This window comes from Sphingobacterium multivorum, from assembly GCF_900457465.1.
Taxonomy (GTDB): Bacteria; Bacteroidota; Bacteroidia; order Sphingobacteriales; family Sphingobacteriaceae; genus Sphingobacterium; species Sphingobacterium multivorum.
The window spans coordinates 503,191-518,393 of sequence record NZ_UAUU01000011.1; the positions used below are offsets into that span (position 1 = coordinate 503,191).

The following is a 15,203-nucleotide window of genomic DNA, read 5'->3' on the forward strand; positions in this document are numbered from 1 at the left end:
CAAGAATTAGGCGATATTTTGGGCAATCCAATAGTTAAGGACAGCATTCTGGCAAATTCGGATACAATATGTTTACTTGACCAGTCAAAATTTCGGTCCAATTATGATGAAATAGCAAAACTGCTGTCCATTACCGATGTAGAAAGACGCAAGATCTTTACCATAAATAAATTACAGAATAAAGAATACAGGTCCCGTTTTAAGGAAGTCTACATCCGAAGGGGGACGGTGGGCGAAGTTTATGGCGTGGAAGTATCCTTATTTCAGTATCTCGCATTTACCACCGAAAAACCCGAAAAAAGTGCCGTAAAAATCTATGCGGACCATTTTGGAAATTACAAAGATGGCCTTACCGCATTCGTCAAAGATCTGGAATATTCTGGGAAAGCCCTGAACGATTTTGTTGGGGAAGTTAACAGAAAGGGAATTCAAAATTTAAATCTTATGGCCAATGAATAGACTAATTATGATTTTGCTGATCTTATTGCCAAGCTTGTCTGTAAAGGCACAGATCTATACCGATCCGGCAGTTGCAGCGGCAACTGGGGCGCATGCCTCTGTCATAAACAGACAATTGGATCATGTTAACGATAATCTGACCCTGATCCAGCGGGGCCAGCTTGCTGTTACCGGCCAGTTGCAGATCGTCAACGATCTACATGATAAAATTTTTAAAGGACTCTCCGAGGTCTCTTCTGTGGTCAGATCACTGCTGAGCATAAAAGAGATTGCTGGAATTACCGTCGATATTATTGAGGATGTCGAAAAAGCAATGGTACTTGCAAAGGGGAACCCTGTGCTTTTACTTTTTGCCGAAGCCGGTGCAAGGGAATTTAAGAACAGGGCGACAAACCTTGCCACGGAGGTAGGAGCATTTGTACTCAAAGATGGGAAGGATAATCTGATGGATTCCGGTGAACGGGCAAAATTACTCAACCGTATACAGACGGAAATGACCATTCTCAGAGGTGTTGCGTATGGAATGCACCGTAATATGTATTGGGCAAAACAACGGGGAATCATCAATTCCTTAAATCCCTATGCTAGATTTATCAATATAGATAAACAGATCGCGGATGATGTTATCAGAAATTCTAGACTCGTAAAGAAGTAATGCAATGAAATGGAGAATTATCTTTTGTTTCTGTATTCTTTGCTTATCCAAAACTGCAAGTTGCCAGTTGAATGTGCAGCTGTTGCACCAGCTGGTAGGTCACAGCAAGGATGAGTATGAACGGCAGAAAGATGCCCGTGACCGCCAGGGAGTGGCTACGGCAAATGAGCAGGTAAATACTTCGGGTACCACGAAGCTCAAAAAGCGGTACCGGGAGATACAGAACAGGTTCAGTATCCTGCATATGGCATTACAGGGACTGAGTATGGGAATCGAATCCAGACCGATCATTGAACGGATTATTGCCCATCAGGACAGAATAATAAGTATCGCATCTGACCATCCTGAATTTATTCCACTGGCCTTAAATAGCGAAAAGGAAATCGTAGATAGGTCAGTTCAATTGGGAAGATATATTGCTGGCCTGTTTTTGACAATCGGGGATCTCAACCAGATGAAAGCCAGTGATCGCCGTTTGCTTTATGCGCATATACTGACTGAACTCCGACAGATCGAAGGAGTATCCAGGGCACTGGCAGCTACTCTTTATTACTCCACAAGGAAGAAAATTCTGGATGGTCTTAATCCCTTTAAGGAATATATAAACACCGACAGGAGAATTGTAGAAAATATATTAAGACAATTAGAAAAGAAACCATGAAGTATTATCTCATAACACTGATTATTTTCTGTTTTGATTTTTTGTATGGGCAAGGTTATGTGACAATAATTTCAGATACCAAACATCTGGCAATCGTAAATGAAAACGGTGCGGTCAGGCTGGCCTCCGAATCGGCGCATAACAGTATGCTAAAGCAGATCAATCAAAATGTTGAAGACATCAATCTTAACCTGTCTTCCCTGGTAATCGTTCAGCAGGTGATCCATAGGTCCTTAACGGAGGTAAACAATGCTTTGAAATCCGGCAGATCCGTGTTACAGGTTTCTTCCCTGATCGCTGAAATTGTTAAACAGTCCAATAGCCTTATCGAGATTTCAAAAGAAGAACCCTGGCTGCTTTTAGTGGCGGAAGGAACAGCTAGACATCTAAAAGAAAGGGGGATAATTCTTGCTACGGAAGTTTTTGATTTTGTTCTCAGGGAAGGCAAAAATGTCTTAATGGATTATGAAAAACGGGATTTTCTTTTGCGGAAGATCATCATCGAACTAAAGGTGATGCGCGCGCTACTTTTCAGTATGGAACGTTCGGTTTATTGGACAAAAATAAATGGATTATTAAAAACGCTGAATCCTTTTAAAAATTTCGTCAATAAGGACATCCAAAAAGCAAACGAGATATTAAGGAACTATGGCGCTGTAAAACATTGAATTATGTGGAGAATATTAGCTATTGTTATTTTTCTGTTTGGATCTAAACCTGTCATTGGCCAGCGGATCAAGCGTCAGACCGATAAACATATTGTCAATCAGCAGGAGCGTATGGTGCATAAACAGTGGGACCGAAAGAAATTTACCCCGACTTCTGGCTTTCTTGGACTGAATTATCAGTATTGGCTCACCTGGGGACTTCATCCCAATTATCCCAAACTGGACAGGCGCCCCCTTTCAGGCTCCGGGCCCCAGACCTTGCGGATGGGTCTGGTGATGGCTATGCAGCAGACTAATGATTCCTATAAAAAGCAGTCCGATACCATCCGAAATACTGCAATCAAGGAACTGGCCCACTATTCAGGGGCTGTAAGTTCCGTAGATCCACTTTGGATGCTATACTATAAACATGAGTTCGCTCCCCTTGAAAAAGATGAATCTCTAATCCTTCAGGGGCTAAGTTCAGAGGTAAGAGAATATCTGATAAATAAAGGTACTTATGAATGGTATACCAGTGAAAGATCGGGCCTCATAGAACGTCTGGAAATCCTTAAAACAGCAGACCTTGAAAGAGGCAGCAGGATCTTGGGCTATCATCGCCTATTGTCGGAATATAGGGTTCTTGAATTGGGGTGGGGATCCAAGAAAAGCAATGCCCTGAAATTTCTGTCCCTATCAAGTGACCTGTCTTCCATTAAGGAGGTAGATCCGGTCATGCCGCTCCCACATACTGGAAAATCTGATATTGAAATTGCGGACAAAATCCTAAATAAGAGCAGATGATAAATTAATTTTATATGACATACACATTTTTTTTACAGGCATCTCCAGTGGGGGTGCCTGATTCATTTAAGGATACTTTCACTTTCCTGCAGGGAAATGGAGTATACGAGGAAGGAGTAATGCACTTCCTGAAAGGGATGAAAGATACGATATGGACCCATTATGATACTTTTATTACGGACGCACAGGCGCTAGCGGCAATTTTTATGCTCATATTTTTTGCCATAAAAAGCTATGAAATGATGTCCGGTGATAAAAAAATGGAGATTATGCCCCTGCTCAGACCATTTGGACTGGTCATGGTCATTATCTGGTGGGGAGCTTTCACAAGGGTGATCGCTTATCCTACGGATATTGTCGCTGCCAAAACGGAAAGCCTCTTTGATAGCGGACAGACCGAAGTCAATAGCTTAAGGCTCCAACGGGCAAAACTCATGTATGATATATCCAATTCCCTGACCCAGATCCAGGCGGAAACCGAAGTTGCAAAAAATGAGGCGGATACATGGTACGGAAAGGCTTGGGATGCGGTCACCTCAACCGTGAAAGATGGATTTACTTCCGTCTGGAACAATGTTGTGGAGCTAAGAAACAGAATGCAGATCAATTTGCAATTGTGGGCAACCTATACACTGGAAACCTTGGCAGTCTGGGTCCTTCGGATCTGTGTTTATATCATATTCATGATCCAGATACTCTATTCGACCATTCTGATCATTTTAGGACCATTCTCTGTTGCGGTAAGTATTCTTCCCGCTTTCAGGGATTCTTTCGGAACCTGGATCGCGCGGTTCGTGTCGGTCAATCTCTACTCTGGGATTGCCTATCTGGTAATGCATATAGCCAGTCTTTTTCAGCAGTATGCCCTGGAAGCTGAGATCACCCGTTATCAGGAATTATTATCGACTTCCGGTGATAGGCTCGAAAAACTTGGCTGGCTTGCCGGAAATGGAATAATGTCATTTGGGATCGTCATAGTAACCTTCCTGATCGGCGGGCTTACCATGCTCACAGTGCCAAGTATCAGTACATGGATCGTCTCCACTTCTGGAATCACTTCAGCCGCGGGTACAATGGGCCGTGGGGCATCCGGTATGGCAAGAACAGCTAGGAGGGTGATCGCTAAATTCTAAACTTAAATAAAGAACATGATTATCAAAAATATAGAATCAAAGATTCGTCTGGCAACCCTTATTGCCGTCGGGAGTTTAATAACGGCCTTTCTGCTGGTGTCCATAGTTTCTTTCTTTGCCTTTAAACAGGTGGAAAGTGCAAGAAAGTCAGTATATGTACTGGATATAAATAATGTGCCATTGGCCGCGCAGCAGACCAATGTTGAAATGAACCGTTCAGCCGAGTACCGAACGCATATAAATTTATTCCATAGTCTTTTTTTTACGCTGACACCGGACGAGAAGTTTATAGAATACCAGATGAAGCGGGCGATGTATCTGATTGATGAATCAGGTGCTTTACAATACAATAACCTCCGTGAGAAAGGATTTTTTAATTCCATCTTGTCTTCCAGTGCGGTACTTACGGTCCAGACGGATTCAATCCACCTTGAAGGAAACTATTTTCGCTTTTATGGTAAACAGACCATAGACCGACGGAGCTCAACCGTCGTTCGTAGTCTCATTACAGAAGGATATTTAAGGGACCTTAAGATCAGGACAGACAACAACGCGCACGCTGTACTGATAACGAGATGGAAAACATTGGAAAATAAAGACCTCAGTTATGTTCAAAAAAACAACCTCTAATAAATCCGAAAGTAGTGTCTGGAAAGAGATCGGCAGTGAATTTTCCAGGTATACAGTCCATCTTAGAAAATGTGTAATGTCAAAATTGGGTACATATCCCAAACAGGTTTTCATGTTCATGGTGTTATGTATCCTAATTTCAATCTGCTGTTTTTTTATGCTGCCAAGGCAAAAGGAAGTAAAAATGGTGAAAAATCCGAAACTCTCTGCACCTATTGCGGATGGAATGGGAAATATATTTGGTTCAATCTCCGATCTAAAAGAAGTACTTGAACTCCAGGCTGTCCTAGAAGGGCTTTCAAAAAAAGATAACCTGGATAAACAGGATAGTATGATCCTTATCCAGATAAAGGATAGGCTTTTGTCGCTGGGAAACTATAATGCGAAGGATTCGATAGCCAAAGATTGATCCAGCATTTTTTTCCTAAACCCGCTTAGTATTTCTCAATTCTAAATCAAATTATATTATGAAATTAGACCTAAAAAGGCCCAAATATATCATACCGCTTATCGCCCTGCCTTTTATCTGTATTTTCTTTTACGTTTACCAATCCGCATTTTCAAAAGAGAGTGCTGTAAAAGATAATGGGCCACAGCTAAAAGAACATATTTCGGAAGTCTCCCCAGAGGTGAAAAATAAAGCTTTAACAGACAAGCTTAATGCTTACCGGGAAATGTACCGTCGAGGAGACGGCTATACCGCGGTGAATCAATTGCAGGAAGACAAAGTAGATGGATTCCGTTTTGATGAAATGTACAATGATAAAGAAAAACGCAAGTTGGATTCCATTAGGGATAAGCTTAAACAGGAATCACTAATTTCAGTTGATGCACCCAGGGCTGTGCATGGAAATGAAGACCTGGACCGTGTCCTGAGTTCCCTTGTTCCTAAATCCAATCCAGAATCCAGAAAAGAACCAAAAAGGACAGAAGAAGATCCGATGCTTCTATTCCGCCGTCAGATGGAATTTGCCGATAGTCTGGCAAAGGCCAATGACCCGGAAGAAAGGGCAGCAAGAGAGGAGAGGCAGCGGATCGAAATAGCGAAAAAAGCAGAAGCGGATCTGCCATTGCTTAAAGTCAGAAAGGCCGACGATACCGAATCCGTTTTCAATACGGTAAGAGACAATCCGAACGATTCTTTTATTCAGGCCATAATTGACGAAAATATGACCGGATATGTGGATTCCAGGTTGCGGATCAGGCTCATGGATGATTTATTGGTGGGAAGCAATCTGATCCACAAAGGCACCTATTTATACGCAAAAATTAGTGGATTTACCGGACAGCGTGTCCTTTTGAGCATTAGCTCAATTATGCAGGGAGGTAAGATCCTGCCCGTAAAACTTGATCTGTATGATAATGATGGTCTTCAGGGCCTTTATGTGCCCGCATCCGCTTTCAGGGAATTCAGCAAAGAGCTTGGCGCAAATTCTTCTCAGGGAATTTCAATACAGGGGGGAGAAAACCAGAACCAGATCATTATGGGCGTGATCCAGAGGATGTTTCAGTCGACTACTACAGCAGTTTCCAGGTATATCAGAAAAAACAGGGCGAATATCAAATATAATACGCTGGTCTATCTGATAGACCCACAAGCACTTCGTGAAAATCAAAAACAATACAACTAATCATTCATCATTTTCAATTATGAGAAATCTATTTCTGTTTTTATCGGCGATATTTCTGCTCGCCGCAACCCCGACAATGGCACAGACAGGTGGAGACCATTTACTTAGCGACCTTAAATCTATCAGGATTTCCAAGGGAAATACAGTTCACATCCTTTCACCGGAACCGATCAAATATGTGGATATATCTTCCAAAAGAGTAGTGGCAGATTTGCCTATAGATAATTTGCTCCGGCTTAAAATTGCTCCGGACAGTATGAATCTAGATGATTCAGGAACAGAACTCGGCAGCATTACAGTGGTCGGAGAAAATTTCATGACACAGTTCCGGGCCTTTAAAACTGGTCAGGATATTGAAGCACAGTCGCCGGTTCTTTATGAAATAAATCCTTTATCTACGGTTCCGCTGGAGCCTTCGGAAAACAACCTAAGCAGGAGCCAGATGAGGTCCTTATCCTATACTCTTTTAACCCAATCCGGTAACCGTCCAAAGAGGAAGGAAGAGAAGTTTGGAATAGGGATCTATCTGAACGGTATCAGAACGATCGGTGATTTCATTTTTCTGGATCTTTCATTTGTCAATAAAACGAACCTTTCATTTAGGCCAGATCAGCTACGTTTTTTTGTGGAAGATAAAAGAATCACCAAGGCAACAAATGTCCAGTCGGTTGAGATAGAACCCCTCTGGCAATTTCAGCCATTCGACCTCCTAAAGAAAAAGAACCGGAATATTTATGTTCTTAAAAAAGTAACTTTTCCAGGCAGTAAAATATTGCGGATAAGTCTCACTGAAAAACAGCTATCGGGCAGGGCAATTGACCTGAAAATCAAATACCAGGATATCCTGAATGCCGATTCTCTATAACCAATAAAAAATGGAAGAAACAAAAGAGCAACAGGGCCTTTATAGATTCTTCCAGTTCACCATTTATCTTTCCATTTTTCTGGAGTTCTATCTCTTTCTTTATGTTGAGAAATCCCTTGAATATGGGATTCTAATCAAAACAAATTTACTTTTTGCAACCAAGCTGGCAAGGATGCCTTTTTATTCGGGACTGCTGGCCAGTAAGCTATTTACTGTTTTTTTGGTCATACTGGTTTCTATCGGTACCCTGAGTAAAAAGAAGAAAGATCTAAACCCCAAGAACCATATTGTTTATCCCCTCACGCTTGGATTCTTAATAATTGCGCTCGCGGTATGGCTGCACGGTCATGAGGGGGAACCAGTTCTATATGGGCTGAATTATTATGATCTTGGTTATGTATTCAGCTCTTTTCTGGGGATTGTCCTGATCCATGTTGCATTAGACAACATTTCAAAGATTATCAGCTCTAGGTTAGGGAAAGATAAATGGAATATCGAGGAAGAATCCTTTATGCAGCCCACCCAAGTGAAAATTACGCCTTATTCTGTCAATATCCCTATGTTGTTTTATTATAAGGGAAAGGTAAATCAAGGCTATATTCCACTTGAAAACTTATTCAGGGGCTGTTTGGTCTGCGGAGTTCCGGGAAGCGGAAAAAGTTTTGGGGTCATTATGCCTATTCTGCGTCAAATGATAGCAAATTCTTTTACCATGTGTATATATGATCTAAAGTACCCTGATCTTGGAAAGATTGCCTACTATCATTACCTACTGGCAAAACAGGAAGGGAAAATGCTGGATTATGAATTCCATGTCATTAACCTGAATGACCCATCCAGAAGCCGCCGGGCAAATCCATTTAAACCGGAATATTTGCAGACCCTCGCTGATGCAAACGAAACTGCCGAAGCATTGGTAGAGGCTCTAAAAAAGGGTGATAAGAGTGGAGGAAGCGACCAGTTTTTTACCCAATCTGCCGTGAATTTCTTGACGGCCTGTATCTACTTCTTTAGCAAGTATGAAAATGGAAGTTATTCCACTTTGCCGCATGTTCTGGCATTTCTAAACCTATCCTATGAAGATATTTTTGACTCACTTTTTAGCAATGAAGAGCTTAATTCACTTCTTTCTCCATTTCAGACAGCTTATAAAGCACGTGCATTTGAACAGCTGGAGGGGCAGGTTGGCACATTAAAGATCTTTATCAGCAGGCTGGCGACAAAAGAAACGTTCTGGGTTTTTGGCGGAGATGACTTTGAACTTCAGGTTAGTAATCCCAAACATCCCGGAATACTGATCTTGGCTAATGATCCCGCTACCCAGAGCATCAATTCCGCATGTTTATCGGTTGTCGTGAACCGTGTAACAAAGCTGGTAAATTCCAAAGGAAACCTTCCTGTTGGAATAGTCGTTGATGAGGCTCCGAGTTTATATTTATACCGTATAGAACAGGTCCTTAGTCAGGCCCGAAGTAATCTTGTTGCGACGGTTTTGGGTATCCAGAGTTTACAGCAATTTCAGCAACAGTATGGTAAAGAAACTTCCGCAACGATTACTTCGGTAGTGGGAAATGTTCTATCAGGAAGCGTACAGAACAAAGATACGCTTGAGTGGTTGGAAAGGATCTTTGGAAAAGTAAAACAGCAGAGCGAAAGCCTTAGTATCGACAGGAATAAAACTTCTATCTCCCTGTCAGAAAAACTCGAACCCCTTATCCCCGCAGGTAAAATCGCAGCACTGCCTGCTGGTCAGATGGTAGGACTTATCGCTTCTGATGCCGTAGAGAAATTTACCGGAAAATTCAGGACCTCAGCCGTTAACTGCCGGATAAATATTAATGTTGGAGCGATAAAACAGGAAGAGCAGCATTATAGAGAATTGCCCATATTCTATGATTTTGGAGAGAAAAAAGAACAGATACTGCTGGCAAATTTTAAAAAGATCAAAGAGGAAGTTAATTCAGTTGTTGAAGCAGTTACCGGATTTCGGTATACCGAGCCTACCGAAAAAAAATCCTTAGCGGATAAGTACAAAAATTCATCGGAATAATTTTCAGAACACTGATTTAATTTCATTATGTATAATATTCGTTGCCCTGTTTATTGTAGTCCAATAATCTGGGTATTTCTATTGCTTTTTATTTCCTTAAATACTGTTGGGCAATCCCTAGATTTTAGTCTCCCTCTTGAAAAAATGAGGGTAACGTCGCCCTACGGTTTTAGGGTACATCCGATAAAATTAAAACCTTTTCATCATAACGGTGTAGATCTTGCCGCCAGAGATTCACCCATCTTTAATATAATTTCAGGAAATGTGGTGAATGCCGGGGAAAGTCCTACGCTGGGTAAATTTCTGGTAATAGAATCAGGTGATGATATCCAGGTTATATACGGACATCTATCTCGACTATTGGTCCAAAAAGGCGAATGTTTACCGCCCGGTCATCTACTTGGTGTAAGCGGTAGAACAGGTCTGGCGACCGGAGAGCATCTCCATCTCTCAGTCAAAATCCGGGGTCAATTTATTGACCCCATTCTTTTTCTTAAAAAACTCAATGAATTCAGCTTAAATCCTTTAAACGAGCAAAAAAATGAATAAATCTTTTGAAAGCCTTAATGAGAAACTTAGAATTCTGAAAGAAGGCGAGGATATTGGGCTAACGCCCGAAGAGGCAGTGATATACGGTATATCTTATGGTGACGAATTTCCTTTCGAGGAGGAAAATAACGAGGAAGGAGAGGAGGATGAACAATAAGGTAAAGTCACTGCACGAACAGGTTGCCGCCGCCCTTATCGAAAAATTAGAGAAAGGAACAGCTCCCTGGCAGAAACCTTGGAATTCTGCGTCAACCGATTTTAATCTGCCTTATAACGCAATTACCGGAAATAGATATAAAGGAATCAATATCTTTTCACTGCTGAATTCAGGCAGGGAAGACCCCCGATGGCTGACTTTCAAGCAAGCGGATTCCAAAGGCTGGCAAATAAACAAGGGTGAAAAGGGTACGCTGGTTCAATTTGTCAAAACCCATGATCTTATCCCAAAATTAGATGAAAACGGGAAAAAAGTCCTTGATGAAAATGGTAAAAACATAAAAGTACGGATGCCTTTGGAACGCGCCATTGTCACAGCGGCTTGGGTCTTTAACGCTGAACAGGTAAGTGGAATTCCTAAATTAGAATTAAAGCCCCAATTGAAATCTGATTGGGACCCAATAGTCCGTGCGGAAGATCTGGTTCTCCTTTCCGGTGCGGTGGTCAATCACAGAAAAGGAGATGAGGCGTATTATAGCCTCCGTTCTGACAGTATAACGATGCCGTTAAAAGAACAGTTTACCACTCCTGACCGCTATTATGCTACCCTTCTCCATGAGCTTGGGCATTGGACTGGACATCAGGACAGGCTCAACAGGTCCCTATTTAACAGGTTTGGAAGTGAAGGCTATGCACGGGAAGAATTAAGGGCGGAGATTGCCTCTATGCTGATCGGTGATGAGTTTAAGATAGGTCATGATCCAGGCCAGCATGCTGCTTATGTAAAAGGGTGGATCGAAATGTTAAAAAATAATCCATATGAAATCCATGCGGCGGCAACGGATGCGGAAAGGATATTTTCTTATCTACTGGATTTTGAGCGTAAACGTGAACTTAACCAGCAAACCACTAATAAAAGCCAGCAAAAAAATGAATCCAAACTCTTTATTGGCGATATCATTCCGTACAAGGATTCGATTTATAAAGTAACCAGTCAACTGAAAAGAGGAAGATTTCAGATGGAAGTAGAGGACACCGGGAAGAAATTTGTACTCTCAAAAAATGACAGGCTCTACCAATCGTTGCTAGATGTCAAAAACGGCAATGATATAAAAGCTCCAGCAATTTCTAATAGTAACGAAGAAGTCCAAAAAGCTTCTTATGGTTTAAAACGTTAATCCCATCACTCGATAATAATATGAATCAATTTAAAGACAACGAACTTCCCCTTGGTGAACTTGAAAAATTGGGACTCTATATTCAGGGACGGATACTTCTCTCCAGGGAGAATATCAATGCACTTCTTACAGGTAGAAGAACCGAAATGACAAATTTTAAGGACCTTAAATTTGATGGGCTTTCTATTCCCGAACTCGATGCGAAACTATCTTTAAAGAAAAATGATGACGGAAGTGTGAGCCTGAATGTGCATCCAATATACAAGGTAGCAAAAGCACATGAGTTATTGGATGAAAATGAAAGCCAGAAACTTCAAAATGGTGAGATTGATAATATTGCAAAAGAGCAAGAAGTACAAAAGGGTAAGGTCAGAAAAATAATCATCGAATACGATGAAAAGACCAAAGAGTTTATTTCCTATGATCCTGAAAAGGTAAATGCTCCATTAACGGTAAATTCAGAGACGCTAACAGAAGAACAAAAGAAAAAATTTAAAAATGGACAGATTGTGGAATTATCTGATGGCACTAGGTTTCAGCATACAGCGCTTAACCCTCAGGGATTAAAATCTGACAATAAAAGACTCGCCCTTTCGATCCTGTTTGATGCAGGTATCTCTTACTTGGTATATAGGGGGATTCAGGCCCTGAAAAACCGTGCTGCCAAATTCCAATCCGAAGGTTATACAAATGGGTATAATCAGGCCATTGCTGATATGAAACAAAAAGGAAATGTAGTGGATTCTAATGTTACCATCCAGCAATTAATAAATAAGCATATCCCAAATCAGGAATCTAGGGGATATGGACGCTCATCGGCCCGCTAATGAATGCGGATAATTTGGATCAGGATGTGATCCGATTCTTCGAACCATTTTTTGAAAGATCCCCTACGGGTTTTGAGTTCAGCTATAAATACCTTTCAGATCAGCAGAAGGAAATTTGGGTTAATAACGGATATGTTAACGAGGTCGCTAGTGGTATCTGGAAAGCCTATCATCAAATACCGATTTCAGTAACCAATTTGTTTATTGCTTCGTCTTGTACGGATATTTTGTGTTTTGCACATCTTTTTCAACAGTATGTTGATAATGCACTATCTATTGCTTTTGCTTCGATAGGCTATCTTCCAAGCAGAGAAAATTTTAGGGAACTCATTTGTGAGTTCCCTAATGCGAAAATCCATCTCATAGCTGAAAATAGCTTGATTGGGAAAATCTTTGACTGCAAGATTGCACTTTGGAGTCGTAGTATTGACTCAAAATTTCGTGTCAATAATGAGCTAATAGAAATAAAATTTGGCTCGCAAAGTCTCGTATTACCGATTGAGAAGTTTTCCCTAAACTACTTTGAGGTGATTTCTGGTAAACGGTTCGCCGTTCGAACTCATAAACCGGTTAAGGGATTCCTGAATTTCCACAAATTATTTACCGCCCTATAGTATTTAGTTCCCGAAAAGGTTAATTATTAACCGCCTTCCAACTTATGGATTTATTCACCATTTAAAATTCAATTTTATGAATATTGAGCTTAAAAATATTAAACATTTTCCTTCTTTAAGTCAGGAGACAGAGGCATTTACGGCCTCTTTATATATCAATGGTAAACATGCCGGATATGCTGAAAATACAGGGCATGGTGGCGAAACGAATTATTACGATAAAGATGCCAAAGGAAAAGAGCTTATAAAACAAGCCGAAGAATATGTGAGATCCTTTAAAAAACCAGATGATCGTTTTATCAATTTGGCTTTGGAGGAAAAAATTAATGATCTACTTTACGATCATTTACAGAAAAAGGACCTCGAAAAATTCAATAAGAAACTTGCTAAAATAACCGATAATGGAATTGCTTATGGTATTCCAAATGATTCGTATTCTTATTTTACTTTCAATCACTCAATGGAAAAATTCCTAAGTAATATTAAAGGGATCGAACATATCAAGAATTTGATAAGGGATAAAATTATTCCAAAGCTAGGGTCCGATAAAATTATTTTAAATACAAATATTCCTGAAAAACTCCTTTTGGAATCTGGTCTCAAAAAAGGACAGTATGTCCAACCTAAAGCCAATATAATATGGATAGAGAATTTAGGTCCAAATAATGAGCAACAAACTAAACGAGGGTGGTAGTTTGTAAGAATAGGGGAGGGTATTTCCCTATTTTATATCAGTTTTCATCATTAAGGTTGTTTTATATATAAAATCATAATTATTAATTTCTATTGTATTGAATAAGCAATTGTTTTTTGGTAAATTAATGTTACCATTTTAACCTTAAAACAATGAAAAAGACATTAATGACAACAATAGTGTTGGCGACCTGTATGGGCGCGAATGCTCAAGAAACGGACCAAAAGTCTGATAAAAGACGTGCAGATGACCTAAAAAATTTTATGACTAAAGTATTAGGGACTAAAACGGACGTTCCAAAAGGCGGTTTTATATTTGATATTTCAAAAAGCCCTGAGTTGTTGTTAAATGTTCCTGTAATTCCAGGAGTGTTTAATCAATTATATTTTGATGGAAAAGTTGCTTCATCAAACGATTTTACTCCTTTAGTTAAAAACGGGGCGTGGTTGCCTGATCTTGGAGTCAATTTAAATTTTAACCAATTCTTTCTTACTACCACTAAATTTTATGTCGATTCTATCAAATTCAATCATGGTGGAAATGTTGAAGAAGCATCAATTAATGAAGCATCTCAGATAGTTTGGCTTTGGTTAAATACCAAAGCCGGATATAATTATGCTACTTTGGAAACTTATAATAATGATCTTACATTATTGAATAAGGATAAATTTAGTAAGGAGAATTTAAATAGTTTTGTTGCGAAAACTGATCTAAATTTATATTTTTTTCCATCTAGACGATATTTAAAGTTTTTCTCTATTATGGGTAAGGCTGGGTTTGAGTATAAAACAAATGATCATAATTATTCTTCCCTCAAATCTGTAAATATTAAAAATTTTGAAACTATTACAGATGGCAGCGGAAAATCAATGGAGGTATCTTCTGACACAAAAAGGGTTAAGGAAGGAAAACTAATTGTGAAAAATTCAGCCAGTATAAATTATAACCTAATGACTTTGTTTTCTATCTCCAAAACCTTCTATATTGGATTAAGTACTTATGGAAAACAGACATTAACTAAAGATCTGAAATCTTTAGATGCAGGTTTTGGAGTTACAGTTCCTGTTACTAAAAATGAAAAAGATATCGCAAGTTTAACATTGAAATATGAAATTCCTGATATTAAGGATAACATAAGTAACATTCCAGTAAAGGATAAAGGAATCTTGGGATTTTCCATCGGGGTTCCTATTAATCCTTTTGGAAGACATTAAGAAAAGTTAAATAACGAGGACTATTCCCTCGTTATTTAACTTTATAAATATGGATTCTTTGGTATCTCAATTAATTTGCAACCATCCTTCTTTAAAGATTCCAGTAATTCGATTTCAGGTAGAGTTTTAAATATAATAATACTTGGAGACTGACTTGGTATTATACCAAAATTTGATAAAAAAACTCTAATACCTTTTTTGAAGAGAATTTTTCTAAATTCCTATGCACCTGCATACCCTTAATTAGCTGTTTCGTTAGCTGAAAAGTGTGTAATTCGTCTGCATTCAATCACGCAGATTTGCTGTCGGGATTTATGCCGATTGGCTACATAGTTAAGGTTATAACCAATCATCCAGTTAACCTGTTACAAAGGAAATAAAAGCAATTCCAACCCCATAAGGGTGGCAGTATTTGGCGTTTATTGGCTTTGTTTGG

At 39.7% G+C, this 15,203-nt stretch carries 18 protein-coding genes; all 18 read left to right on the forward strand.

Annotation, left to right across the window (positions count from 1 at the left end):
- Positions 1–18 precede the first annotated feature (18 nt).
- The 18 genes from DTA23_RS29475 (at position 19) to DTA23_RS19260 (ending at position 14,767) form a co-directional block, all read left to right on the forward strand.
- Positions 19–459 carry a TraG/VirB4 family ATPase gene (locus DTA23_RS29475; RefSeq protein WP_256604340.1) on the forward strand — a complete coding sequence of 147 codons (441 nt, stop codon included), beginning with the start codon at positions 19–21 and terminating at the stop codon, positions 457–459.
- On the forward strand, positions 452–1,114 hold the full coding sequence (locus tag DTA23_RS19185) for a hypothetical protein (protein ID WP_112375706.1): 663 nt from the start codon (positions 452–454) through the stop codon (positions 1,112–1,114). Before DTA23_RS29475 ends, DTA23_RS19185 begins: the two co-directional genes overlap by 8 nt.
- Positions 1,115–1,118: 4 nt before the next feature.
- Positions 1,119–1,775, forward strand: coding sequence for a hypothetical protein (locus DTA23_RS19190; protein WP_146753129.1), 657 nt, complete (start codon positions 1,119–1,121; stop codon positions 1,773–1,775).
- Complete coding sequence (locus tag DTA23_RS19195) at positions 1,772–2,443, forward strand: hypothetical protein (protein ID WP_112375708.1); 672 nt, start codon at positions 1,772–1,774, stop codon at positions 2,441–2,443. Before DTA23_RS19190 ends, DTA23_RS19195 begins: the two co-directional genes overlap by 4 nt.
- Positions 2,444–2,446: 3 nt before the next feature.
- A complete protein-coding gene (locus DTA23_RS19200) occupies positions 2,447–3,226 on the forward strand; it encodes a hypothetical protein (protein WP_112375709.1) in 780 nt (259 codons plus the stop codon).
- Positions 3,227–3,240: 14 nt separating this feature from the next.
- On the forward strand, positions 3,241–4,359 hold the full coding sequence (locus tag DTA23_RS19205; RefSeq protein ID WP_172462460.1) for a TraJ family protein: 1,119 nt from the start codon (positions 3,241–3,243) through the stop codon (positions 4,357–4,359).
- A gap of 15 nt (positions 4,360–4,374) precedes the next feature.
- Positions 4,375–4,989, forward strand: a complete 615-nt coding sequence (gene traK / locus DTA23_RS19210; protein ID WP_112375710.1) for a conjugative transposon protein TraK — start codon at positions 4,375–4,377, stop codon at positions 4,987–4,989.
- 184 nt (positions 4,990–5,173) lie between these two features.
- Positions 5,174–5,398, forward strand: coding sequence for a hypothetical protein (locus tag DTA23_RS26955; protein ID WP_146753130.1), 225 nt, complete (start codon positions 5,174–5,176; stop codon positions 5,396–5,398).
- A 58-nt stretch (positions 5,399–5,456) separates the two neighbouring features.
- Positions 5,457–6,620: a conjugative transposon protein TraM gene (locus tag DTA23_RS19220; protein WP_112375712.1), complete on the forward strand. Its 1,164-nt coding sequence runs from the start codon at positions 5,457–5,459 to the stop codon at positions 6,618–6,620.
- Positions 6,621–6,639: 19 nt separating this feature from the next.
- Positions 6,640–7,485, forward strand: coding sequence for a conjugative transposon protein TraN (gene traN / locus DTA23_RS19225; protein ID WP_112375713.1), 846 nt, complete (start codon positions 6,640–6,642; stop codon positions 7,483–7,485).
- 10 nt (positions 7,486–7,495) lie between these two features.
- A complete protein-coding gene (locus DTA23_RS19230; RefSeq protein ID WP_112375714.1) occupies positions 7,496–9,535 on the forward strand; it encodes a type IV secretion system DNA-binding domain-containing protein in 2,040 nt (679 codons plus the stop codon).
- A 144-nt stretch (positions 9,536–9,679) separates the two neighbouring features.
- Positions 9,680–10,084: a M23 family metallopeptidase gene (locus DTA23_RS19235; RefSeq protein WP_172462461.1), complete on the forward strand. Its 405-nt coding sequence runs from the start codon at positions 9,680–9,682 to the stop codon at positions 10,082–10,084.
- Positions 10,077–10,241: a hypothetical protein gene (locus tag DTA23_RS27215; RefSeq protein WP_172462462.1), complete on the forward strand. Its 165-nt coding sequence runs from the start codon at positions 10,077–10,079 to the stop codon at positions 10,239–10,241. Before DTA23_RS19235 ends, DTA23_RS27215 begins: the two co-directional genes overlap by 8 nt.
- A complete protein-coding gene (locus DTA23_RS19240; RefSeq protein WP_239468739.1) occupies positions 10,231–11,418 on the forward strand; it encodes an ArdC family protein in 1,188 nt (395 codons plus the stop codon). Before DTA23_RS27215 ends, DTA23_RS19240 begins: the two co-directional genes overlap by 11 nt.
- A 20-nt stretch (positions 11,419–11,438) precedes the next feature.
- Positions 11,439–12,245 carry a DUF4099 domain-containing protein gene (locus DTA23_RS19245; protein ID WP_112375717.1) on the forward strand — a complete coding sequence of 269 codons (807 nt, stop codon included), beginning with the start codon at positions 11,439–11,441 and terminating at the stop codon, positions 12,243–12,245.
- Positions 12,245–12,859 (forward strand): hypothetical protein, encoded by a 615-nt coding sequence (locus DTA23_RS19250; RefSeq protein ID WP_112375718.1) that lies wholly within the window; start codon positions 12,245–12,247, stop codon positions 12,857–12,859. Before DTA23_RS19245 ends, DTA23_RS19250 begins: the two co-directional genes overlap by 1 nt.
- Positions 12,860–12,935: 76 nt before the next feature.
- Entirely contained in the window at positions 12,936–13,553 is a 618-nt protein-coding gene (locus DTA23_RS19255; RefSeq protein WP_112375719.1) for a hypothetical protein, read from the forward strand.
- Positions 13,554–13,705: 152 nt separating this feature from the next.
- Positions 13,706–14,767, forward strand: a complete 1,062-nt coding sequence (locus DTA23_RS19260) for a hypothetical protein (RefSeq protein WP_112375720.1) — start codon at positions 13,706–13,708, stop codon at positions 14,765–14,767.
- Positions 14,768–15,203: the final 436 nt, after the last annotated feature.

Excerpts from the sequence above, each read along its gene's own strand:
- traK (WP_112375710.1), top strand. The coding sequence starts at position 4,375 with ATGATTATCAAAAATATAGAATCAAAGATTCGTCTGGCAACCCTTATT.
- DTA23_RS19250 (WP_112375718.1), top strand. The coding sequence starts at position 12,245 with ATGAATGCGGATAATTTGGATCAGGATGTGATCCGATTCTTCGAACCA.
- DTA23_RS19195 (WP_112375708.1), top strand. The coding sequence starts at position 1,772 with ATGAAGTATTATCTCATAACACTGATTATTTTCTGTTTTGATTTTTTG.
- DTA23_RS19220 (WP_112375712.1), top strand. The coding sequence starts at position 5,457 with ATGAAATTAGACCTAAAAAGGCCCAAATATATCATACCGCTTATCGCC.
- DTA23_RS19245 (WP_112375717.1), top strand. The coding sequence starts at position 11,439 with ATGAATCAATTTAAAGACAACGAACTTCCCCTTGGTGAACTTGAAAAA.
- DTA23_RS19190 (WP_146753129.1), top strand. The coding sequence starts at position 1,119 with ATGAAATGGAGAATTATCTTTTGTTTCTGTATTCTTTGCTTATCCAAA.
- DTA23_RS19240 (WP_239468739.1), top strand. The coding sequence starts at position 10,231 with ATGAACAATAAGGTAAAGTCACTGCACGAACAGGTTGCCGCCGCCCTT.
- DTA23_RS27215 (WP_172462462.1), top strand. The coding sequence starts at position 10,077 with ATGAATAAATCTTTTGAAAGCCTTAATGAGAAACTTAGAATTCTGAAA.
- DTA23_RS19185 (WP_112375706.1), top strand. The coding sequence starts at position 452 with ATGAATAGACTAATTATGATTTTGCTGATCTTATTGCCAAGCTTGTCT.
- DTA23_RS19260 (WP_112375720.1), top strand. The coding sequence starts at position 13,706 with ATGAAAAAGACATTAATGACAACAATAGTGTTGGCGACCTGTATGGGC.
- DTA23_RS26955 (WP_146753130.1), top strand. The coding sequence starts at position 5,174 with ATGGTGAAAAATCCGAAACTCTCTGCACCTATTGCGGATGGAATGGGA.
- DTA23_RS19205 (WP_172462460.1), top strand. The coding sequence starts at position 3,241 with ATGACATACACATTTTTTTTACAGGCATCTCCAGTGGGGGTGCCTGAT.
- DTA23_RS19235 (WP_172462461.1), top strand. The coding sequence starts at position 9,680 with ATGAGGGTAACGTCGCCCTACGGTTTTAGGGTACATCCGATAAAATTA.
- DTA23_RS19255 (WP_112375719.1), top strand. The coding sequence starts at position 12,936 with ATGAATATTGAGCTTAAAAATATTAAACATTTTCCTTCTTTAAGTCAG.
- DTA23_RS19230 (WP_112375714.1), top strand. The coding sequence starts at position 7,496 with ATGGAAGAAACAAAAGAGCAACAGGGCCTTTATAGATTCTTCCAGTTC.
- DTA23_RS19200 (WP_112375709.1), top strand. The coding sequence starts at position 2,447 with ATGTGGAGAATATTAGCTATTGTTATTTTTCTGTTTGGATCTAAACCT.
- traN (WP_112375713.1), top strand. The coding sequence starts at position 6,640 with ATGAGAAATCTATTTCTGTTTTTATCGGCGATATTTCTGCTCGCCGCA.